Origin of the sequence: Nonomuraea sp. NPDC047897, assembly GCF_043204415.1 — a bacterium.
Taxonomy (GTDB): Bacteria; Actinomycetota; Actinomycetes; order Streptosporangiales; family Streptosporangiaceae; genus Nonomuraea.
The window spans coordinates 40,280-60,764 of the sequence record NZ_JBIDCC010000005.1; the positions used below are offsets into that span (position 1 = coordinate 40,280).

Annotated in this window: 21 protein-coding genes; 10 read left to right on the plus strand and 11 right to left on the minus strand. The window is 73.0% G+C overall.

What is annotated here, in order from left to right; all coding sequences use genetic code 11:
- Positions 1-142: 142 nt before the first annotated feature.
- Positions 143-1,618 carry an SDR family oxidoreductase gene (locus tag ACGF0J_RS12875; protein ID WP_393145067.1) on the minus strand — a complete coding sequence of 492 codons (1,476 nt, stop codon included), beginning with the start codon at positions 1,616-1,618 and terminating at the stop codon, positions 143-145.
- A 131-nt stretch (positions 1,619-1,749) separates the two neighbouring features.
- Between ACGF0J_RS12875 and ACGF0J_RS12880 the strand changes: the two genes are divergently transcribed.
- On the plus strand, positions 1,750-2,001 hold the full coding sequence (locus ACGF0J_RS12880) for a DUF2945 domain-containing protein (RefSeq protein WP_393145069.1): 252 nt from the start codon (positions 1,750-1,752) through the stop codon (positions 1,999-2,001).
- Positions 2,002-2,043: 42 nt separating this feature from the next.
- On the opposite strand, the gene ACGF0J_RS12885 is transcribed toward ACGF0J_RS12880, so the two are convergent.
- Genes ACGF0J_RS12885 through ACGF0J_RS12895 form a run of 3 tightly spaced genes read right to left on the minus strand, consistent with a single transcriptional unit; the run spans position 2,044 to position 5,958 of the window.
- Positions 2,044-4,353 carry a xanthine dehydrogenase family protein molybdopterin-binding subunit gene (locus ACGF0J_RS12885; protein ID WP_393145071.1) on the minus strand — a complete coding sequence of 770 codons (2,310 nt, stop codon included), beginning with the start codon at positions 4,351-4,353 and terminating at the stop codon, positions 2,044-2,046.
- Positions 4,354-4,408: 55 nt separating this feature from the next.
- Positions 4,409-5,401 carry an FAD binding domain-containing protein gene (locus ACGF0J_RS12890; RefSeq protein WP_393145073.1) on the minus strand — a complete coding sequence of 331 codons (993 nt, stop codon included), beginning with the start codon at positions 5,399-5,401 and terminating at the stop codon, positions 4,409-4,411.
- The gene (locus ACGF0J_RS12895) at positions 5,398-5,958 is read right to left on the minus strand and encodes a (2Fe-2S)-binding protein (RefSeq protein ID WP_393145075.1); all 561 of its coding nucleotides are present in this window, start codon (positions 5,956-5,958) and stop codon (positions 5,398-5,400) included. Before ACGF0J_RS12895 ends, ACGF0J_RS12890 begins: the two co-directional genes overlap by 4 nt.
- 141 nt (positions 5,959-6,099) lie before the next feature.
- Between ACGF0J_RS12895 and ACGF0J_RS12900 the strand changes: the two genes are divergently transcribed.
- From ACGF0J_RS12900 to ACGF0J_RS12910, 3 genes are all read left to right on the plus strand, one after another.
- On the plus strand, positions 6,100-6,768 hold the full coding sequence (locus ACGF0J_RS12900) for a TetR family transcriptional regulator (protein WP_393145077.1): 669 nt from the start codon (positions 6,100-6,102) through the stop codon (positions 6,766-6,768).
- Between the two features lie 101 nt (positions 6,769-6,869).
- Complete coding sequence (locus tag ACGF0J_RS12905) at positions 6,870-7,631, plus strand: SDR family NAD(P)-dependent oxidoreductase (RefSeq protein WP_393145079.1); 762 nt, start codon at positions 6,870-6,872, stop codon at positions 7,629-7,631.
- Between the two features lie 189 nt (positions 7,632-7,820).
- Positions 7,821-8,726 (plus strand): bile acid:sodium symporter family protein, encoded by a 906-nt coding sequence (locus ACGF0J_RS12910; protein ID WP_393145081.1) that lies wholly within the window; start codon positions 7,821-7,823, stop codon positions 8,724-8,726.
- Between the two features lie 127 nt (positions 8,727-8,853).
- Here the strand turns inward: ACGF0J_RS12910 and ACGF0J_RS12915 are convergent, their stop codons facing one another.
- Positions 8,854-9,342, minus strand: coding sequence for a hypothetical protein (locus ACGF0J_RS12915; protein ID WP_393145083.1), 489 nt, complete (start codon positions 9,340-9,342; stop codon positions 8,854-8,856).
- A gap of 248 nt (positions 9,343-9,590) precedes the next feature.
- Between ACGF0J_RS12915 and ACGF0J_RS12920 the strand changes: the two genes are divergently transcribed.
- The gene (locus tag ACGF0J_RS12920; protein WP_393145085.1) at positions 9,591-10,421 is read left to right on the plus strand and encodes an alpha/beta fold hydrolase; all 831 of its coding nucleotides are present in this window, start codon (positions 9,591-9,593) and stop codon (positions 10,419-10,421) included.
- A gap of 25 nt (positions 10,422-10,446) precedes the next feature.
- Here ACGF0J_RS12920 and ACGF0J_RS12925 read toward each other — a convergent pair whose 3' ends face one another.
- Positions 10,447-11,496, minus strand: coding sequence for an aldo/keto reductase (locus tag ACGF0J_RS12925; protein ID WP_393145087.1), 1,050 nt, complete (start codon positions 11,494-11,496; stop codon positions 10,447-10,449).
- A gap of 336 nt (positions 11,497-11,832) precedes the next feature.
- Here ACGF0J_RS12925 and ACGF0J_RS12930 point away from each other — a divergent pair, with 336 nt between their 5' ends.
- The 4 genes from ACGF0J_RS12930 to ACGF0J_RS12945 all read left to right on the plus strand — a co-directional run bounded on the left by ACGF0J_RS12930 (position 11,833) and on the right by ACGF0J_RS12945 (position 16,070).
- Complete coding sequence (locus ACGF0J_RS12930; protein WP_393145089.1) at positions 11,833-12,366, plus strand: PadR family transcriptional regulator; 534 nt, start codon at positions 11,833-11,835, stop codon at positions 12,364-12,366.
- On the plus strand, positions 12,363-13,103 hold the full coding sequence (locus ACGF0J_RS12935) for an ABC transporter ATP-binding protein (protein ID WP_393145091.1): 741 nt from the start codon (positions 12,363-12,365) through the stop codon (positions 13,101-13,103). Before ACGF0J_RS12930 ends, ACGF0J_RS12935 begins: the two co-directional genes overlap by 4 nt.
- A gap of 5 nt (positions 13,104-13,108) precedes the next feature.
- Positions 13,109-14,899 (plus strand): FtsX-like permease family protein, encoded by a 1,791-nt coding sequence (locus ACGF0J_RS12940; protein ID WP_393145093.1) that lies wholly within the window; start codon positions 13,109-13,111, stop codon positions 14,897-14,899.
- 109 nt (positions 14,900-15,008) lie between these two features.
- Complete coding sequence (locus ACGF0J_RS12945) at positions 15,009-16,070, plus strand: hypothetical protein (protein WP_393145094.1); 1,062 nt, start codon at positions 15,009-15,011, stop codon at positions 16,068-16,070.
- A 117-nt stretch (positions 16,071-16,187) separates the two neighbouring features.
- Here the strand turns inward: ACGF0J_RS12945 and ACGF0J_RS12950 are convergent, their stop codons facing one another.
- The 4 genes from ACGF0J_RS12950 to ACGF0J_RS12965 form a co-directional block, all read right to left on the minus strand.
- The gene (locus tag ACGF0J_RS12950) at positions 16,188-17,426 is read right to left on the minus strand and encodes an NAD(P)/FAD-dependent oxidoreductase (protein ID WP_393145096.1); all 1,239 of its coding nucleotides are present in this window, start codon (positions 17,424-17,426) and stop codon (positions 16,188-16,190) included.
- Positions 17,344-17,886, minus strand: a complete 543-nt coding sequence (locus tag ACGF0J_RS12955; RefSeq protein WP_393145098.1) for a response regulator transcription factor — start codon at positions 17,884-17,886, stop codon at positions 17,344-17,346. Before ACGF0J_RS12955 ends, ACGF0J_RS12950 begins: the two co-directional genes overlap by 83 nt.
- Before the next feature lie 95 nt (positions 17,887-17,981).
- Positions 17,982-18,194 carry a hypothetical protein gene (locus ACGF0J_RS12960; RefSeq protein ID WP_185084972.1) on the minus strand — a complete coding sequence of 71 codons (213 nt, stop codon included), beginning with the start codon at positions 18,192-18,194 and terminating at the stop codon, positions 17,982-17,984.
- Between the two features lie 25 nt (positions 18,195-18,219).
- A complete protein-coding gene (locus ACGF0J_RS12965; protein ID WP_393145100.1) occupies positions 18,220-19,191 on the minus strand; it encodes a helix-turn-helix transcriptional regulator in 972 nt (323 codons plus the stop codon).
- A gap of 170 nt (positions 19,192-19,361) precedes the next feature.
- On the opposite strand from ACGF0J_RS12965, the gene ACGF0J_RS12970 reads away from it, so the two are divergent.
- Positions 19,362-19,601, plus strand: a complete 240-nt coding sequence (locus tag ACGF0J_RS12970; RefSeq protein WP_393145102.1) for a hypothetical protein — start codon at positions 19,362-19,364, stop codon at positions 19,599-19,601.
- 52 nt (positions 19,602-19,653) lie between these two features.
- Here the strand turns inward: ACGF0J_RS12970 and ACGF0J_RS12975 are convergent, their stop codons facing one another.
- Entirely contained in the window at positions 19,654-20,415 is a 762-nt protein-coding gene (locus ACGF0J_RS12975) for a TSUP family transporter (RefSeq protein WP_393145104.1), read from the minus strand.
- Positions 20,416-20,485: the final 70 nt, after the last annotated feature.

Genomic DNA, 20,485 nt, shown 5'->3' on the forward strand with positions numbered 1-20,485 from the left:
GGACCGCGCTGCGTACCTCTGCCGATGGAGCGAGAGCCCACCCGCCCGGGAGGGGCGGATGGGCTCTTCGCGTGCGGAGTCACCGGCCTCACGATGACCGACGGCTCCTTACCGGGTTGGATGCACCCGGCGGGCGGAAAGTTCACGCCGAAGCGGGCGGACGGGACTCGCGGCGGGCGGCGGCGGCCACGTTGACGGGCATCCGCCCGAAGATCAGGTTGTGGAACGGTGACATCACCCACCAGTAGAGGTGGCCGAGCAGACCGCGCGGGTGGAAGATCGCCCGCTGGGTGTAGACGGTGCGGTCACCGGAACGGGTGACGCCCAGTTCGAGCCACGCCAGGCCGGGCAGCCGCATCTCGGCCCGCAGCCGCAGCAGCCGGCCGGGCAGCACCTCCTCCACGCGCCAGAAGTCGATGGAGTCGCCCACCCGCAGCCGTCCGGCGTCCCGCCGGCCGCGCCGCAGCCCCACCCCGCCGACGAGCCGGTCCAGCAGCCCCCGGACCTGCCAGGCGACGGGCAGGGAATACCAGCCGTTGGGCCCGCCGATGCTCTCGATGACCTGCCACAGCGCCTGCGGGCCGGCTGCCACCTCGCGGCTGCGTTCGTCGACGTACAGGCTGCCGCCTGCCCAGTCCGGGTCGGTCGGCAGCGGGTCGCTCGGAGCGCCGGGGGTCGAGGCCGACGACCAGCGGGTGGCGACGTCGGCTCCCTTGATCTTCGCCAGGGCCAGGGCGACGGCCCGGCTGAAGCCGATCAACCCGTCCGGCGGGTCGGGGACGTACCGGGCGATGTCGTGCTCGCGGCAGACGGCTTCGTTGCGCAGCGACTCCACCAGCGGCCGGGCGATGCCCGGCGGAACCGGCGTGACCAGCCCGACCCACAGGCTCGACAGCCTCGGGCTGAGCAGCGGCACGGGAATGATCACCCGGCGGGGCAGGCCGGCGACGGACGCGTAGCCGTGCATCATGCCGGCGTAGGTCAGCACGTCCGGGCCGCCGATGTCGAACGCCCGGTTGACGGTTCCGGGCACGCCGGCCCAGGCGGTGAGGTAACGCAGCACGTCGCGTACGGCGATGGGCTGCGTGCGGCTGCGTACCCAGCGCGGCGTCGTCATGACGGGCAGCCGCTCGGTCAGGTGGCGCAGCATCTCGAACGACGCCGAACCCGACCCGATGATCACCGCGGCGCGCAGCACCACCGCCGGGACGTCCCCGCGCAGGAAGATGTCACCGACCTCGGCGCGGGAGCGCAGGTGCGGGGAGAGCCGCTCGTCGGGGACGAGCCCGCCGAGGTAGACGATGCGCCGCACCCCGGCCCGCGCCGCCGCCTCGGCGAACGTCCGCGCGGCCAGCCGGTCACGCTCGGCGAACCGCCCGGCCGCGCCCATGGTGTGGACCAGGTAGTACGCCACCTCGACCCCGTCGAGGGCCGCGCGGGACGCTTCGGGGTCGGTGGCGTCGGCCGCGGCCACCTGGACCCGGTCCGCCCACGGCAGGTCGCGCAGCCTGCCCGGGGACCGCGCCATGCAGCGGACCTCGTGGCCGGCCGCGAGCAGCTCGGGAACCAGCCGGCCTCCGATGTAACCGGTCGCCCCGGTGACCAGACAACGCGCCACGGCTTCCCCTTCGCTGTCGGCGGCTGCCCAGGAGAGTTCCGTACGGGCCGCCGGTCAACCCGATCCGACCGTAAAGAAGGAGTTTGCCGGCCGCGCGGAGTGGACGCGCGCGTGAGGGTAGCGCGGACCGCATGGGTGACAAGCGCGGGAAAGAGCCGGCCGTCGGGGACGAGGTCACCTGGCGCAGCCACGGGAACACCGTCCACGGCGAGGTGGAGGAGAAGATCACCAGCCGGACGCGGGAGGCGGGCCGCACGGTCGCGGCGTCCGAAGAGGAGCCCCAGTACGTCGTCCGCAGTTCCGGCACCGGCAAGAAGGCCGTGCACAAGGCGTCGGCGCTGCACGAGGACGACGGCCCTCGGAAGGACGACCCCCGCACGTGACCGCGACGGCTCGTCAGGCGCCGGGTCGGCGCCGGCGGCTCGTCACAGCAGCCGGTCCAGGGTGATCGGCAGCTCGGTCAGCCGCCGCCCGGTCGCGTGCCGCACCGCGTTGGCGATCGCGGCGGCGACGCCGGTGATGCCCACCTCCCCCGCCCCCACCACGCCGAGCGGCATCGTCGGGTCGGGGTCGTCCAGGACGTGCACGTCGATCCGCGGCACGTCCGCGTGGACCGGGATGTGGTACTCCGACAGGCTCGGGTTCATGATCCGGCCGCTGCGCGGGTCGACCAGCGTCTCCTCGCCCAGCGCCATGCCCAGGCCCATGACGATCCCGCCGCGTAGCTGGCTGCCGGCCAGCTTGGGGTTGACCACCGTGCCGATGTCGAACACGCCGGTCCACCGTGAGACGCGCACCTCGCCCGTGTCGGAGTCGACGCGCACCTCGCAGAACTGCGCCCCGGTCGCCGCCCGGCCCGGTCCCCGCAGGCCACGCAGCGCCCGGCCGAACGACCGCACCTGCCCTGCCACCCCGGCCAGCCGCGATCCCGTCCCGACGGCCGCCGCCACCTCGTCACGCCCCGCCCGGCCGAGGATCGCCGGGTACGTCTCCCCCGCGCCGGGCCGGTCCGCCCGGAACAGCCCGCCGTCGCGCGCCACGACGTCGCCGGGCGCGCACCCGCGCAACGGTGAGTCCGGTGACCGCCCGGCCAGGCCGAGCACCTCCCGCTTGACCTTTTCGCAGGCGGCCAGCAGGTCGGCGGCCACGCTCGCCGTCTGCATCGACCCACCGCCCAGCGGCCCCACCGGCTGGTCGGAGGACCCGTACTCGACGGTCACCGCCTCGACCGGCACCCCCAGCGCCTGCGCGGCGATCTGGGTCTGCGCCGTCGAGGCGCCGTTGCCGAACTCGTGGAACCCGCACCGCACGAGCACCGACCCGCCGGCCGACAGACGGACCGTCACCTGCGCGCCCATCATGAGCGCCGGATGGTAGGCCGTGGCCACGCCCATGCCGACCAGCCACCGGCCGTCCCGCGTCGAACCCGGCCGCGGGTCCCGCCCGGCCCAGCCGAACCGTTCGGCGCCGACCGCGTACGCCTCCCGCACCCTGCGGTGGGAGTGCTTCCTGCCGTCCATCGGGCCCACGTCCGGCTCGTTGCGCAGCCGCAGCTCGATCGGGTCCAGGCCCAACCGGACGGCCAGCTCGTCCACGGCCGACTCCAGCGCGAACGTGCCGATCGACTCCCCCGGCGCGCGCATGGTGGTGTTGGGCAGGACGTCCAGCTTCACCCGCTTCTGCTCCGCCAGAATGTTGTCGCAGGCGTACTGATGCCGCGACACGCCCGTCACGGGCTCGTTGTCGCCGCCGGAGCGTCCCGTCCGGGTGACCGCCGTGTGCACGATCGCGGTCAGCGTGCCGTCCGGCCGGGCGCCGAGCGCCACCCGCTGCACCGACGGCGTGCGGCCGCCCACGGTCCGGTAGACCTCCTCCCGCGACAGCATCAGCCGCACCGGCCGGCCCACCGCCCGGGCCGACAGCGCCGCCAGCAGGGTGCCCGCCCAGACGCGGAACTTGCCGCCGAACGCGCCGCCGACGTACGTCGAGACGACGCGGACTGCGTCGGCCGGCACCCCGAACCGGTTCGCCAGGTGTTTGCGCAGCCAGCCGATGTTCTGGGTGCCCTCGTGCACGGTCAGCCGGTCGCCGTCCCACACCGCGGTCGTGGAGTGCGGTTCGAGCGCGTTGTGGTTGTACGGTGGCGTGCGGAACCGCAGGTCCACCGAGACGGCCGCCGCGGCGAGCGCCGCCGGCGCGTCGCCCTTGACGGCCCGGCCCGGCTGCAGGGGGTTGCCCTTGTCAGGTTCGGCGTTGTCCAGTTCGGCGGCGAAGTCCACCGTGGCCGGCGCCGCCTCGTAGCCGACGCGCACGAGCCGGGCGGCGTGCCGCGCCGCTTCCAGGGTCTCGGCGACGACCACCGCCACCGGCTGGCCGTCCCAGTGGACCTCGTCGGTGTCGAGGTAGTCGACCGGCGTCCCGGAGACGGCGCTGCTCAGGTCGAGCGGGGTGACCCGCCGTACCGGCTTGAGTTTCGGCGCGTTCAGGTGGGTCAGCACCGCCAGCACCCCGGTGACCGCGGCCGCCTCGGCCGTGTCGATCCGCGTGATCCGGCCCCGCGCGACGGTGGCGGGCACGAGCGCGGCGTGCGCCAGGTCCGGGTACGGGTACTCGGCCGAGTAGCGGGCGGCGCCCGTCGTCTTCTCCCGGCCGTCCACCCGGTCGACCGGTGTGCCCACGGGGCGGGCCCGCGTCGCGCCGCCGGGCGGGGCCGGCGCCTCGGTCACCGTGGTCATGCCGTGCTCCTCTCGAAGGCCGTACGTACCGGGCTCGGGTGAGTGCGCCGGCCGGTCATTTCGCGCCGGCCTCGGCCGTGAGCTGCCGCAACGTCGCGACGACGGTCCGCCGCGCCAGCTCGATCTTGAACGTGTTGCCCGGCCGGCCGGTCGCCGCCGCCAGCTCCGCGTCGGCCGCCCGCCGGTACGCCTCCTCCGTCGCCGGCCCGCCGAGCAGCGCCCGCTCGGCCTCGTGCGCCCGCCACGGCTTGGCCGCCACGCCGCCCAGCGCCAGCCGCACGGCGCTCACCGCGCCGTCCCGCACCTCCAGGGCCGCGGCCACCGACACCAGGGCGAAGGCGTAGGACGCCCGGTCGCGCACCTTGCGGTAGCGGGACCGGGCCGCGACGGGCAGTCCGGGCAGTTCCACGGCGGTCACCAGTTCGCCCGCCTCCAGCGTCGTCTCCAGGTGCGGCGTGTCGCCGGGCAGGCGGTGGAAGTCGGCCAGCGCGATCCGGCGTGTGCCGCCCGCGCCCGTCACCTCCACGACCGCGTCCAGGGCGGCCAGCGCCACCGCCATGTCGGACGGATGGGTGGCGATGCAGCTCTCGCTCGTGCCCAGCACGGCGTGGTGGCGGTTGAACCCGCCGATCGCGTCGCAGCCGCTGCCGGGTTCCCGTTTGTTGCAGGCCGCGGCGCCGTCGTAGAAGTACAGGCAGCGGGTGCGCTGGAGCAGGTTGCCGCCCACGGTCGCCATGTTGCGCAGTTGCGCCGAGGCGCCGTTGAGTATCGCCTGCGACAGCATCGGGTAGCGGGTGCGCACCAGCCGGTGCGCCGCCAGGTGACTGTTGCGCACCAGCGCGCCGATCCGCAGGCCGCCGTCCGGCGCTTCGGTCACTTCGGCGAGGGGCAGGCGGGTGATGTCGACGAGCGTGCTCGGCCGCTCGATGTCCTCGCGCATCAGGTCGACGAGGTTGGTCCCGCCGCCGAGGAACTTCGCACCGGGCCGCGCAGCCTCGCGCACCGCCTCGGCGACGTCCCCGGCGCGCACGTACGCGAACGGCCTCACCGGCCTGTCTCCTCACCCATGGCGGCCACGTCGCGGATGGCGGCCACGATCCCGTTGTAGGCGCCGCAACGGCACAGGTTGCCGCTCATCCGCTCGCGGATCTCGGCCTCGGACAGCTCGGCCTCGGACAGCTCGGCCTCGGGGAGCCCGGCCGCCCGGTCCCGCGCGGCCGGCGGCTCCGTCACCGCGCTCGGCGCTCCGGCGCGGTGCTCGGCCAGCATGCCGATCGCCGAGCAGAGCTGCCCTGGGGTGCAGTAACCGCACTGGAGGCCGTCGTGGGCGATGAACGCGGCCTGCAGCGGGTGCAGCCGTTCGCCGTCGGCGAGGCCCTCGACCGTGGTGATCTCGCGTTCCTCGTACTGCACCGCCAGCGCGAGGCACGAGACGATCCGCTCGCCGTCGGCGAGCACCGTGCAGGCGCCGCACGCGCCCTGCGCGCAGCCCTTCTTCGCGCCGGTCAGGCCGAGGTGTTCGCGCAGCGCGTCCAGGAGGCTGACCTGGGGCTCGATGTCGAGCGTCGCGGTGGCGCCGTTGACCCGCATCCGCACTTCGACCATCTGGTGTCTCCGATCGCGTCCGTCGACGTCCAGCATGCCCCGCCGTAGGGGTGCGGCATGCCCGGCCGACAGTAACAGAACGCTGTTCCCTTAACAAGAGACTGCTGTTCCGTTACAAGCCCGGCGTATGCTGGGTCGGCTATGACCCGACCCACGTTCGTGCGGGCCAGACGGCCGGAGCACAAACAGCAACGACGCGAGGCGATCCTCGACGCGGCCCGCCGGCTCGCCCTGGACTCCGGCGTCCGCAATGTCACCCTCGGCGGCGTCGCCGCGGCCGTCGGACTGGCCAAGTCGAACGTGGTGCGCTACTTCGGCAGCCGTGAGGAGATCTATCTCGAACTCCTCACCGAGGCCGGCCGCGACTGGCACGACGCCGTCGTCGAACGGCTGAGCCGGCCGGCCCCGTCCGACGACGTCGTCACCGTGCTGGCCGAGACCCTGGCCGACCGCCCCCTCTTCTGCGACCTGCTCGGACAGCTCTCCCAGCACCTTGAGCACAACGTCTCCCTCACCGCGGCCCGCGCCTTCAAGGAGACCGCCCTCGAACTGGTCAGAGGGCTCGGCCAGGCGATCGCCCGCGCGCATCCCGCCCTCACCGACGACGAGGCCGTCGAGCTCACCCAGCTCGCCGCCTGGCTGGCCGGCTGCCTGTACGCGGCAGCCCACCCCTCGCCCGCCATCACCGAGCTGTACCAGCAGGAACCTCACCTCTTCGCCGCGCTGTGCCCGCCGTTCCTGCCCACCCTCCGCCGCGCCCTCGCCGCCCTCGCCGCCGGCCTGCCCACCCTCCGCGACCAGCCGGCGTAGCCGCCGCGCTCCGCCGGCACGCGGGAATCGCCGGGTTCGGCCGATGAAATCATCCCATCATCCCTGGAATACCCCGGCGCCAGGTGCTAGCTTGATCGGCCGTGGCGCACTACCTACACGAACTCTTCTCCCTCGACGGCCGCCGCGCGCTGGTGACCGGCGGCAGCTCCGGCATCGGCTACGCGATGGCCGAGGCGATCGGCCGGGCCGGCGCCGAGGTGGTCATCGTGGCCCGCCGGCAGGCGGCGCTCGACGAGGCCGTGGCCGCGCTCCGGCGGCACGACGTCACCGCCTCGGCGATCAGCGCCGACCTGGGCGACCGCGACGCCGTCCGGCGCGTCTGCGACGAGGCCGGCCACATCGACATCCTGGTCAACGACGCCGCCAACAACATCCGCAAACCCATGGCCGAGCTGACCCCCGACGACTACGAGCAGACCATCGCGGTCAACCTGACCGCTCCGTATCTGCTCGGGCAGCATTTCGGCCCGCGGATGGCCGAGCGCGGCTGGGGGCGCATCATCAACGTCGGCTCCCAGCAGACGGTCAGCGCCTTCGGCGACAGCGGCGTCTACGGCGCCGCCAAGGCCGCCATCGCGGGGCTGACCCGGTCGCAGGCCGAGGCCTGGTCGCGGCACGGGGTACGGGTCAACACGATCATCCCCGGCTTCGTGCTGACGCCTCTGACCGCACCCGCCCAGGCGATTCCCGGCCGCACCGAGCAACTCGCCGCCCGCCACATGGTCGGCCGCAACGGCGTGCCCGCGGACTTCACCGGCGCCGCGGTCTTCCTGGCCGGTGACGCCTGCGACTTCGTGACCGGCCAGATGCTCTTCGTGGACGGCGGCTTCTCGGTGCACTGACGACCCAACGCCTTTACATCGTAGATCACTCGCGCGGACGGGCAGGGTCCGGCGGGCCGGTCACCCGCGGACGCGCCGCCTCGGGTTCGTGATGACTTCGCCGTCTCCTCCCTCTTCCGCAGCCGCCCGGCGATCCGTGATCGTGGGGTCTACACCGCCTCGACCGGCACGGAGAGGACTCGCCCCCCCATGGCCCTTGCCAGCGTCTTCCTGCCCATCGCCCTGGCGGTCATCATGCTGGGCCTCGGCCTGAGCCTGACGATCGCCGACTTCCGCCGCGTGCTCGCCTATCCCAAAGCCACCGTCGTGGCACTGACCTGCCAGATCATCCTCCTGCCGGTCGTCTGTCTCGCACTGGTGCTCGCCTTCGGCCTGCCGCCCGCGCTCGCCGTCGGCATGATGCTGCTGGCCGCCTCACCGGGCGGCACGACCGCGAACCTCTACAGCCACCTGTTCGGCGGCGACGTCGCGCTGAACGTGACGCTCACCGCCATCAACTCGGTGCTGGCCGTCTTCACGCTGCCCCTCGTCACCAACCTGGCGCTCAGCCACTTCGGGGACGCGGGCACGCTGGGGCTCCAGTTCGACAAGACGCTGCAGGTCGTCGCCATCGTGCTCGTCCCGGTGGCGGCCGGCATGGCGGTGCGGGCGCTGGCCCCGCGGTTCGCCGAACGCATGGGCCGGCCCGTGAAGATCGCCTCGGCGGTCATCCTCGTCGTGGTCATCCTCGGCGCGCTGCTGCAGGAGTTGGAGCACCTCGGCGACTACATCGCCTCGGTGGGCCTGATCACGGCCCTGTTCAGCGTGATCAGCCTGGCGGTCGGCTACGGGGCGCCCCGCCTGGCGGGAGTGGGCCGCCGCCAGGCCGTCGCCTCCTGCATGGAGATCGGCATCCACAACGCGACCCTCGCGATCACCGTCGCGCTCAGTCCCGCCCTGCTGAACGACGCCCGCATGGCCGTTCCGGCGGCGACGTACGGCGTCCTGATGTTCTTCACCGCGGCCGCCGCCGGGTTCCTCATCAGATCCCGCCGGCCGGACCTGACCCCCGAGACGCGCACGAGCCAGCCGGACGGCGGCTCTTCCTTGCCCTGATGTCACCCAGGCGGTGAACCCCTCGACCGCGTCGATGACGGCCGCGAAGGTGTCGGCGATGACGACGCCCGCCTGAGCAGGCGTTCGCGGGTTCGGCATCCCCGGCCACGGCCGTCCCGATGGCGGGTCAGCGCTCGGATCCCGCCGCGGACAGGTCGCCGACGGCGTCGGCGTAGTAGACCGAGCCGGCCACGTGGAACGCGATCTGCCGGAACGTCCAGCCCTCGCCCGGCGAACGGTCGAGCTGGTCCGGGGTGAGCGTGACCAGGCGTTCGGCCCAGATCCGGCCGAGCCGGGTGAGCCGGCTCCGCGCCTCGTCCAGGTCCTGGTCGGTGAAGGGCGCCAGGTCGGCGGGGGTCGTGCTCGCCGACGCGTGCCAGTGATCGGGGATGGTGGCATGCCCGGCCAGCCGTGCCTCCACCTCCGCGAGGTGGTCGATGAGGTGGTCGGCGACCCGGCGGATCGCCTTGTGGGGAGTGTGGACCCGGTCGTCGGCGCGTAGCGGGCGACCGTCCCAGGCCGTCCAGGTCGCCGCCAGTTCCAGCACCCGATCGATCATCGATGTCACGACCAGCGCGGGTTCGCGCTCGTCGGTGGTCGGAATCTCGTCGGACATCGCAGGCCTCCAGTCGATGCGTTCACGGTCCGGGCGGGGCGCACCGCTGCCCCGCGCGGCGGAGACCGTTGACGCCCCGCACCGCAACCTAGGGTCCGGACACCTCGCCGCGCGTCGAAGCGTGGACGCGCCTCAACCGTTCCGGACACTCAGGCGCCCCCATGCGCCCAGCACGCCCATGCGACGGCCCTCGGCCGAGCGGCTTGAGAGCCTTGACAAATATTTTTGTCGGTGAGAGAGTCTGTGGCATGGCAGCGAACAAGACACTCAAGGTCCCCGGCGCGACGCTCTACTACCAGGTGCGGGGCAGCGGCCCCTTGCTGCTGATGATCCCCGGCGGCCCCACCGACGCCGCGATCTTCGCCGACCTCGTGCCGCACCTGACCGACCGCTACACGGTCGTGGCGTACGACCCGCGGGGCAACTCCCGCAGCGTCCTCGACGGGCCTGCGCAGGACGTGCACGCCGACGTGCACGGCGACGACGCGCACCGCCTGCTCGCCGAGCTGGGCGACGAGCCCGCGTACGTGTTCGGCTCCAGCGGCGGCGCCGTGATCGGCCTCAACCTGGCGGCCCGCCACCCCGGCCAGGTGCGCGTCCTGGTGGCGCACGAGCCGCCGTGCGGCCGCGTCCTGCCCGACGCCGAGGCGTACCTCGCGGGCGGCGAGGAGGTCTACCGGACCTATCGCGAGCAGGGCGTCGAGGCGGCCATGAAGCGGTTCGAGGAGTTCGTCGGGCTCAGCGGCGAGGAGCAGGAGCCGCCGCAGGCCCCGCCCAGCCCCGAGATGATGGAGGGCTGGGGGCGGATCGGCGGCAACCTCGACTTCTTCCTCGCCCACGTGCTGCGCCCGGTCAGCGGCTACCTGCCCGACGTGGCAGCCCTGCGGCAGGGTCCGGCCAAAGTGGTGCTCGGCGTCGGGGACGCCTCGACGGACCGGCAGTACGCCTACCGCAGCGCGGTCGCGCTGGCCGAGCGGCTCGGCACACCGCCCGCCGTGTTCCCGGGGGACCACGGCGGCTTCGTCGCCCGTTCCGCGGAGTTCGCCGCTGTCCTGGACAAGGTGCTCAGGGCCGCCTGACGTGGGGGGCCGGCCGCCCGGCGCGCTACGCCGCCGCGCGGTCGGCGAGGGGGCGACGGCGGCGAGACGGGTCGGTGAGGGACGGCGGACGCCATGCGCCGTCGGGCTGGTAGAGGTTCGTGCCCGGCGGGATGATCGCGTCGATCCGGTCCAGTGTCGCGTCGTCCAGCGTCAGCGATGCCCCCTTCAGCAGCGCCTCCAGTTGCTCCGTCGTCCGCGGCCCGACGATCACCGAGGTGACGGCGGGATGCGCGGCGGCGAAGGCCACGGCCAGCTCGGGGAGTGTGCACCCGAGGTCCTCCGCGACCTCCACCAGCCGCTCCACCACATCCAGTTTGGTGACGTTCTCGGGCAGCGCCGGGTCGAACCGGGCCGGGGTGAGCGCCGCCCGGCCGGACGTCAGGTCAATCGGCAGGCCCCTGCGGTACCTGCCCGTCAGGAATCCCGAGGCCAGCGGGCTCCACGTCAGCACCCCCATCCCGTACCTGGCGCAGACCGGCAGGACCGACGACTCCACGCCGCGGGCCAGCAGCGAGTACGGCGGCTGCTCGGTGCGGAAACGGTGCAGTCCACGGCGCTCGGCCACGACGTGCGCCTCGACGATCTCCTCGGCGGGGAAGGTGGAGCAGCCGAACGCGCGGATCTTGCCCTCGCGGACGAGGTCCGTCAGCGCCGACAGCGTCTCCTCGACGTCGGTGGTGTGGTCGGGCCGGTGCACCTGGTAGAGGTCGATCCAGTCGGTGTCCAGCCGTCTGAGACTGTCCTCCACCGCCCGCAGGATCCAGCGCCGCGAGTTGCCGCCCCGGTTGCGGCCCTCCCCCATCGGGAAGTGCACCTTGGTGGCGAGGACGACGTCGTCGCGGCGGCCCTTCAGCGCCCTGCCGACGATCTCCTCCGACTCGCCCGCGGAGTACATGTCGGCGGTGTCGACGAAGTTGACGCCCTGGTCGAGGGCGGTGTGGATGATGCGCGCACAGTCGTCGTGGTCGGCATTGCCGACGGCGCCGAACATCATGGCGCCCAGGCAGTGGACGCTCACCTCGATGCCGGTGCCGCCGAGGGTGCGGTAGCGCATGGGTGCTCCTCGTGATCTCCGTACGCGGATCTTCAGGGTCACCAACCTAGGAGCTGGAGCCGACTCCAGGTCAAGGCCGTGTGCTTGCCGAAGCCGGCCTGGACCGCGCGCGGGCGGAGCGGAGACGGTCGCCCCGGGCGGCCGTGCTCGTCCGGGGTCGCGGGTGATGGGCGGACGGCTGTCGTGCCGCCGGTGCTCAGCGCAGGGTGCGCGGGGCCTGATGCGGGCCACCTTCTCGCAACCGGTGACCGGGCGTAGCAGGAGATCGCCAGGTGTAGCGTTTTGACACCCTCTATGGATAACCGCTATCTATTGGCTAACCGTTAGGGGGATGGAGTGCAGGACGCAGTGCTGGCGATGCTCGCCAAAGAGCCGACGCACGGATACGGCCTACGCGCTCGGCTGCGGCAGAGCCTCGGCCCGCTGGGCGAGTCGCTGAACCCCGGTCAGGTCTACGTGACGTTGGCCCGGCTGGAGAAAGCGAGGCTCGTGGTCTGCGAGCGGGCGGAGGGGTTGCCTGAGCGGCCGGAACGCAAGGTCTACGCGCTCACGCCGGCCGGGCAGCAGCGGGTGACCGCCTGGCTGAACGAGGTGGGCTGGCCGAAGCCGGACCTGGCGGAGTTTCATCTCAAGCTCGCCGCCGCCGCGGCGGCCCGGCTGGCCGACCCGGTGGAGCTGGTGGCGGCGCAGCGCCGTGAGCTGCTGCGCCGCTTGCGTGAGGCGCAGCAGGCGGCGCTGGCCGAGCCGGCGGAGTCCGGCGCCGGGCTGCTGCTGGAAGGGGTCGTGCTCCGGTTGCAGGCGGACCTGCGCTGGCTGGACGCCTGTGAGCGGGCCTGGTCCAAGGTCGATGACGAAGTCGAGGGTGGATGAACGTGTCAGGTGCCGCGGTCCGGGCCTACGGCCTGGTGAAGACGCATGGTCAGGGGCAGAGCCGGGTCCGCGCGGTGGACGAGGTCGACTTGGAGGTGCCTCAGGGGCAGACGCTGGCGGTGATGGGGCCCAGTGGATGCGGGAAGTCCACTCTGCTGCACCTGCTGGGTGGCCTGGAGCGGCCAACCGATGGAGAGGTGTGGGTGGCCGGGCGGCGCATCGATGGCCTCAGCGAGCGGGCCTTGGCGCGGCTACGGCGCCGGTCGGTGGGGTTCGTCTTCCAGGCCTTCCACCTGGTGGAGGAGTTGTCGGCGGCCGAGAACGTGGAGCTGCCCGCGTTGCTGGCCGGGCACTCACGCCGCCAGGCCAGACGACGCGCGAGCCTGCTGCTGGACCGGGTCGGGCTCGGCGACCGCGCCAGGCACCTGCCGTCGCAACTGTCCGGCGGGCAGCGTCAGCGGGTCGCCGTCGCTCGCGCGCTGGTCAACGACCCGCTGGTCGTTCTGGCCGACGAGCCGACCGGCAACCTCGACACCGCGGCCACGCTCGAGGTGCTGAGAATCTTCGAGGACCTGCGTTCCGCGGGGCAGACCCTCGTGATCGTCACGCATGACGAGCGCGTGGCGGCCACCGCGGACCGGCTGGTCTCGATGCGCGACGGGATGTTCGTCGACGACACCCGGCTGACCGGCGCTCCCCCGCGTGGGCTCGGCGGGCTGATCGGGCTGGAGGGCTGAACATCATGAGCTCCATCGTGCTCGTCGCCCGCCTCGTCCTGGCCGACGTACGTCGGCACCAGGTCCAGGCCGCGATGCTCCTGCTCGCGGTGACCGTGGCCACCGCCACAATGGCCCTCGGCCTGTCCCTGCGCGGCGTGAGCGACGCGCTGTACGAACAGACCCGCGCGGCCACCGCCGGCCCGGACGTAGTGGCACTGTCCGGCGACACGGGCCCCGCCGTGACCTCGGCCCTGGCCTCGCTGGCGGACGAGCCCCAAGTAGTCGCCCACCATGGCCCCTATCGCATCGTCTACGCCGACCTCACCACGCGCGGGTCCATGTCGTCCCCGGTGGTGGTGCACGGCTTCGCCGGGAAGCCCAGCGCGGTCAACCGGCCGCTGGTGACCTCGGGTCACTGGGTACGCTCCGGCGGCACGGTCCTCGAACGCGGCTTCGCCACCGCGCTGAGAGTCGGCGTCGGCGACCACGTCACCATCGCCGGCCGCTCCTACCCCGTCGTAGGGATCGCCGTCACCGCGGCCACCTCCGTCTACCCCTGGGCGGCGCAGATCGGCCCGCGCGGCGACCCCAGCGACTACACCGGCCTGGCCTGGATGACCCGATCAGATGCCCGGACACTGGCTTCGTCCCAAGATCTGGCGGTGACCATGGCCGTGGACCTCAAGCTGCGCGACCCCGCCGCCACCGAGGCCTTCAGCGACGCCCACCGCGGCTCCACTGCAGGGACCACCTTCCGCTCCTGGCAGTTCAGCGCCCAGCAGGACATGGTCATCCTCAGGAACAGCCAGCCGATCCTGGTCGTCGGCAGCTGGCTGCTCAGCTTCCTGGCCATCACCGCCGTGGCCGCGCTGGCCGCGGGACGCGCCGTCGAGCAGACGCGCCGGGCCGGGCTGCTCAAGGCCGTCGGCGCCACCCCCGGCCTGATCGCCGCCGTTCTGATCACCGAATACCTGGCGCTGGCGCTGGCCGGCGACGCGCTCGGCCTGGTGATCGCCCGCTTGACCGCGCCCGCCATCGCCAGCCCCACCGCCAGCCGGATCGGCGACGCGGCCGGGCCGACCGGCGCCACCGTTGTCACGGCGACCATCCTCGCCGTGGCGGTGGCGGTGCTTTCCACGCTGCGTCCCACGCTGCGGGCCATGCGCACGGCGACGGTCACGGCGCTGACCGTCACCGTGCACCAGCCCCGTCACCGGCCCTGGCTCACCGCGCTGTCCGCGCTGCTGCCCACGCCGCTGCTGCTCGGGCTGCGGCTGACCGCCCGCCGGCCGGGCCGGTCCGTGCTGCAAGCGTGCTCCACCGCCACCACGATGATCGCGATCGTCGCCCTGCTGACCCTCCACGCCCAGCCGGAGAGGGGCTACGGCCTGGACGGCTCCTCCGTCCTGCCCAACCTACGGGGCGAGCACGACCGCCGGCTGATGCTCGCCGTCACCATCCTGCTGGTCGCTCTCGCCGTCCTGAACACTCTCACGTTCACCTGGACCACTGCCATGGAGGCCCGGGCGAACATGGCCATCGCACGTACGCTCGGCGCCACCCCAGGGCAGATCTCCGCGGGACTGTCCGTCGCGCAGCTCCTGCCCGCGCTGCCCGGCGCCGTCATCGGCGTCCCTCTGGGCATCGGCCTGCTCTCGCTCTTCGCCGCCGGTAATGCGGTGGACGCCCCCTCCTCCTGGCTGTTCGGCGCCGCACTCGCGACCCTCCTGGTGACGGCGGCACTCACCGCCCTGCCCGCACGCCTGGCGGCCCGCCGGCCCGTGGCGCAGGCCCTCAATGCCGAAACCGCCTGAACGGCCCCGCTCAGCATCGAACTGATCGACGGAAGGGAATCGCGAAGTGGCATCTGAGGCCGCCGGCACTCGGCGATTCACCGCGGACACGGCAGAGCCCCGCGGATGGGTGTCCCCCAGGACAGACCTGGTGACGGCGCTGCTCGGCATCTGGTTCGGGGCCGGGCTGATGATCGACGCCTGGGCGCACAGCAACCTGGCGGAGCTGGAGACGTTCTTCACCCCATGGCACGCGGTGTTCTATTCCGGCTTCGCGGTGGTCTCCGGCTGGATCATCTGGCAGGTGTGGCGCAACGTGCGCGCCGGACGGCAGGGGCTGGCGGCCGTCCCCACCGGATACCTCGGCGGGCTGATGGCGATTCCCGCGTTCGCCGCCTTCGGACTCGCCGACATGATGTGGCACACCATCCTCGGCATCGAGACGAGCATCGACATCTTCTTCAGCCCGTCACACCTCGGCCTCGTCGTGACGATGATGCTCATCATCACGACACCGCTGCGCTCGGCCTGGAACGCCCCCCATGTCGATGCCCGGCCGCGGCTCGGCCGCCTGCTGCCCGCGCTGCTCGGGCTCGCGTTCGCCACCACGCTCGTGTCGTTGTTCCTGTCGTACGGCGACGCCTTGCACTACCGGCCCCAGGCAATCGTCCAGGCGTTCTCCATGGCGCAGGATTCGGGCGCCGCGCCACAGGGCTCCGGCCCCAGACCTGTCGCCGTGGGCGCCGATCGAGTGGCCGTCGCGATGGTCGTCACCAACGTCATCATGCTCAGCCCGGTGCTGCTCCTGCTGCGCCGCTGGCTGTTGCCGTTCGGTTCGGTGACCCTCATGTACGCGGTCATGGTGCTCATGCCGGGCGCGCAGACGGCCTTCCGCAACCTGCCGATCCTGCTGTCGTTCGTGGTCGCCGGGTTCGTGAGCGACCTGCTGATCCGCCGGCTGCGGCCATCAGGTGAGCGGCGCGCCGCCTACTGGGCCTTCGCCGGGCTGTCGGCCTCGGCCACCTGGTCGCTGTACATCGGGGTCGCCTCGGCCACCGGGGGCGGCCTGCCCACGGTGCCCGAGCTGTGGACCGGCGCGCCAGTCGTCGCCGGGCTGATCGGGCTGGCGCTCGGGGCGCTGTTCCTGCCCAACGCGGTCACCGCCCAGCGCGGCCGAGGCGACCGGACATGATGTCCGGGCTTGGATCAGCGCTGGCCGAGGCGGCTCCGGCGAGACCGCCCGGCATGGACAGGAGCGTGGCGAGAAGCGTCAGCAGCGTTGTAGCCGACGTCGAAGGTCCAAGTCTGCTCATGGCCGGCCGGACCGTCCACGCATGCCCGGCCGGACAGCCGGGTCAGCAGGGTCAGCCGCGCCCGAAGCCTCACCGCGTCGGGTTCGCAGCAGTTCCCGGCGATGGGCGTCCTTGACCCAGGTGAGTGAGCCGGGCCTGCGCGCCTCGTTCGCCAGATGCTTGACGGTGCTCTGGCACACGAACTCCTTGAGCTTCGCGCCCGGGCGGCCCCCCACGTGGAACCTGTTGGCGGTGTCGTCCCGGTGGGCGAACTGGAAGATGCCGGCCCGACGCCCCAAGCTGATGCACTGGCCGAAGAATCCCAGGTCGAGAGGCGCAGGTTGGTCGCCCGCGATGCGGCGAAGCACGGTGTCGGCGGCGTGCGCCCCGATTCTCGTGGCGGACTGGCAGCTCATCCGCAAGGGCAGATCCGACGGCGCCGCCGCGTCCCCGGCCGCGACGATGCGCACGTCGTCCACACTGGTCAACGTCTCGTCGGTGAGCAGGCGGCCGAGCGCGTCGACGCTCAGCCCGCTGCGCGCGGCCAGGTCGGGCACGCCGAACCCCGCGGTCCAGACGGTCACCTGGCTCGGCAGCTCGTGACCGTCACCGAGGCGCACCGCCTCGCGCCCGACCGCGGTGACCTTCGCCTCGGCGCCTTCGAGCACGGTCACACCGAGCGCGGCCAGCCGCTTGGCAACCGAGCGCCGTCCCCGCGGGTGCAGGTACGGACCGAGCACCCCGCCGGACACCAGCGTCACGGTGCGGCCCAGCTCCGCCAGCTCGGCGGCGATCTCGATGCCGGTCGGGCCCGCCCCCACCACCGTCACCGCGGCCGTGGCGGGCGCGGCGTCGAGAGCCGGCCGCAGTCGCCGCGCCTCTTCCAGAGTCGCGATCGGATAGGCGAACTCGGCCGCTCCGGACACGTTCGGAGCGGCGCTGCCGCTGCCCACCGCGTAGATCAGGTAGTCGTAGCCGATCATGCCGCCGGTCGCGACCGTCACGCTGCGGTCGGCCGCCCCGATCCGGGTCACGGTGTCGACCACCAGCCGGACACCGCCGGCCAGGACGTCCCGGTAGCCGACGACCGCGTCGTCGGATCCGCCCACGAGCTGGTGCAGGCGGATCCGCTCGACGAAGCTCGGCCGCGCATTGATGAGCGTCACCGACACGTCATCGCGCTGAGTCAGCCGATTGGCCGCCAGGACTCCTGCGTATCCACCGCCGATCACGATCACTTTGATGCTTTTGGTCACGGGATGCCTTCCTGCTCAGAGGTTCGGCATCAAGACACCGCCCGGTCGAAGGCTGTGACAGGGTGTGACACATGTCACTCGATGTCCGCCGGTTGACCGTCGGGGGCCGCCGGCCGACGCCGGTCAGGCGCCTGTCAGGGGGCGGCCAGGGGGCGGTCAGGGGTACGGCGGCGACGATGTCGGTGTTGGAGAGCCCCTTGAGGAGGTACTCGGAGACCCCGGCGCGGCGCATCTCCTCGACGGCGCCGGCGTCGCCGTAGGCGGTGAACGCCATGATCCTGGTGCGGGGGCAGCGTCGGCGGATCTCGCGGGCGGCGTGGGCGCCGCCGCCGGGCATGCACACGTCCAGGATGGCGACGTGCGGCGTGTGTCGTTCGGCGAGGTGGATCGCCTCCTCGGCGTCCTGGGCGACGGCGACGACGTCGAGGTCCGGCTGGGCCTGCAGGACTTCGCGGAGCACGTCGCGGATGGGTTCGCCGCGAGACGCATCCGCCTCGGCTACTCCCGGAGCGTCGCCCTGAGGTGGTTCGCCCGCTCGCTCGGCGGCGCGGCCGGCTAGCGGCGGCCGTACTTCTTGTGCACGGCCTGCTTGCTGACGCCGATCGCGTCGGCGATCTGTGACCAGGGCAGTCCGGCCACGCGGGCCCGGCGGACCTGCACCGCCTCCATGCGCTCCAGCTCGTGGCGCAACGCCGTGGTGGCCTGCAGGGCGCGCAACGGGTCGTCGTCCTGCGCCTGCCGCATGAGGCTCGCCAGGTCGTTCGTCATGGGTCCACGGTAGACCAGGAGCGGGTCAGCCGTAGAGCTTGGCGAGGTCGGCGACCGCCTCGGCCATCATGGCGCGCAGTTCGGGCGGATCCAGCACCTCCACGCCCGCGCCCAGGCGCAGCAGCAGCCAGCGGGCGTGCCTCAGCGACTCGACCGGCACGGTCAGCGTCTTCCAGCCGTCGGCGTCGGGCTCCCCGGCCGCGGCGAGCGCCGCGGTCACCACGTCGCCGCCCAACGTGTACGCGAGCAGCCCGTCCATGCCGGGTGCCAGCCGGATGACGGCCTCGGCGGTGTACATGCGCTCGCGGAACTCCCGGGCGTAGGCCTGCCAGAACGCGCCCAGGTCGAACCCGGCGGGCCGCTCGAACCGGCCGGGCAGCGCCCGCACCGTCAGGATGCGCGAGACGCGGTAGGTGCGCGGCCGCTCCCCCGGCGGCGCCGCCACCATGTACCAGGAGCCGCCCTTGAGCACCAGCCCGTACGGGTGGACGACCCGCTCGACCTCCTGGCTGCCCCACCGCCGGTAGGTCATCTCCAGCGGCCGCAGCTCCCACACCGCATCGGCCACCTCGGCCAGGTGCGGGACGTCGTCGGCGGTGCGGTACCAGCCGGGCACGTCGAGCAGGAACCGCTCGCGCATCCGAGAGGCGTGCGAGCGCGGCTCGGGCGGCAGCGCGGCCAGCAGCTTCAGCTCGGCGGTGGCCGCCACCTCGGCCAGCCCCAGCTCCGCCGCCGGACCGGGCAGCCCCGCGAGGAACAGCGAGGACGCCTCCTCGGCCGTCAGCCCGGTGAGCCGCGTGCGGTAGCCGTCGAGCAGCTGGTAGCCCCCCGCCGGGCCGCGGTCGGCGTAGACCGGCACTCCGGCGGACGCCAGCGCCTCCACGTCGCGGTAGACGGTGCGGACCGACACCTCCAGCTCGGCCGCCAGCTCGGGGGCGGTCATCCGGCCGCGCGTCTGCAGGAGCAGGAGGAGGGAGAGCAGGCGACCGGCGCGCATGGCGGCCATTCTACGGACGCCGCGCGGGCGGCCCGGGACGCCGTTGGGGACCCGGGCGGTGTGAGACGCGACTTTGGTCGGTGGCGCCGCGACCAAGGACCGTCTTTGGATCTCGGCGGGCGAGCCGGATGGCCGATCCTCGGCCGGGCCGCCGTCACTAGCGTGGGTCCATGCGCAACGCCATCCGCCTCCTGGGGATTCTCATGATCCTGGAAGGGGTCAGCGGCACCATCGACGAGATCGCCGTGCAGCCGTTCATGGGGATCGTGCTCAACGCGTTCAACCGGCTGGTGGTGAACAGGGTGGCGCTCTTCGAGGGATACGAGGTGTTCGCGAACCTGGCGCTGGCCGTCCTCGGCATCGCGGTGGTGGTGGCCGCCCGCCGGGCGCAGGACTCCCGTTCCGGCTGAGGACCGCCGGGTCGGCGGGCGGCCGGCCGCCGGCCCGGCGGGTTCGTCGTGGTCAGGCGAACTGCTGCCAGCCGAGCCGGATCACCATCGCCACCACGACGCACAGCAGCACGACGCGGACGAAGGCCGTGCCCCGCCTGAGCGCCATGCGGGCGCCCACCTGGGCTCCGGCGATGTTGCAGGCCGCCATGGCCAGGCCGAGTCCCCACAGCACGTGGCCCTGCCAGCCGAAGACGAGGAGCGCGCCGAGGTTCGTCCCGGTGTTGAGGATCTTGGCGGTGGCGGAGGCGGAGACGAAGTCCCAGCCCAGGATCGTGGTGAACGCGATGATCAGGAAGGTGCCGGTGCCCGGCCCCATGATCCCGTCGTAGAAGGCCAGGCCCACGCCGCCGACGGCGATGGCGGCCACGGCCCTGCCGCGGGTCCGTAGCTGCGGCTGGGGCGCGGATCCCAGCGCGGGCCGGAGCGTCACGAACGCGGCCACCGCCAGGAGCACCACCATCACGGCCGGCCGCAGCACCTCCACCGAGATCGCGGCCGCCGCCGAGGCTCCGAGTCCGGCGCTCGCCACCGCGAGGACCGCTCCGGGCACCGCCACCTGCCGGTCGACCTTGGTGGTGCGCGCGTAGGTGACGGCGGCGGAGGCGGTGCCGAAGATGGAGGAGAACTTGTTGGTGGCCAGCGCCTGCACCGGTGACACGCCGGCCACCATGAGCGCGGGAAGCTGCAGCAGCCCGCCGCCGCCCACGACGGCGTCCACCCAGCCCGCCCCGGCCGCGGCCAGCAGCAGCAACAGCACCTGTTCCAGCGGCACGCGACTCCCCCGGCCCCCCGACACAAACCCCAAGAGCGTACAGAAGCGGCGGGGAGTGCCGGGCAGGCGG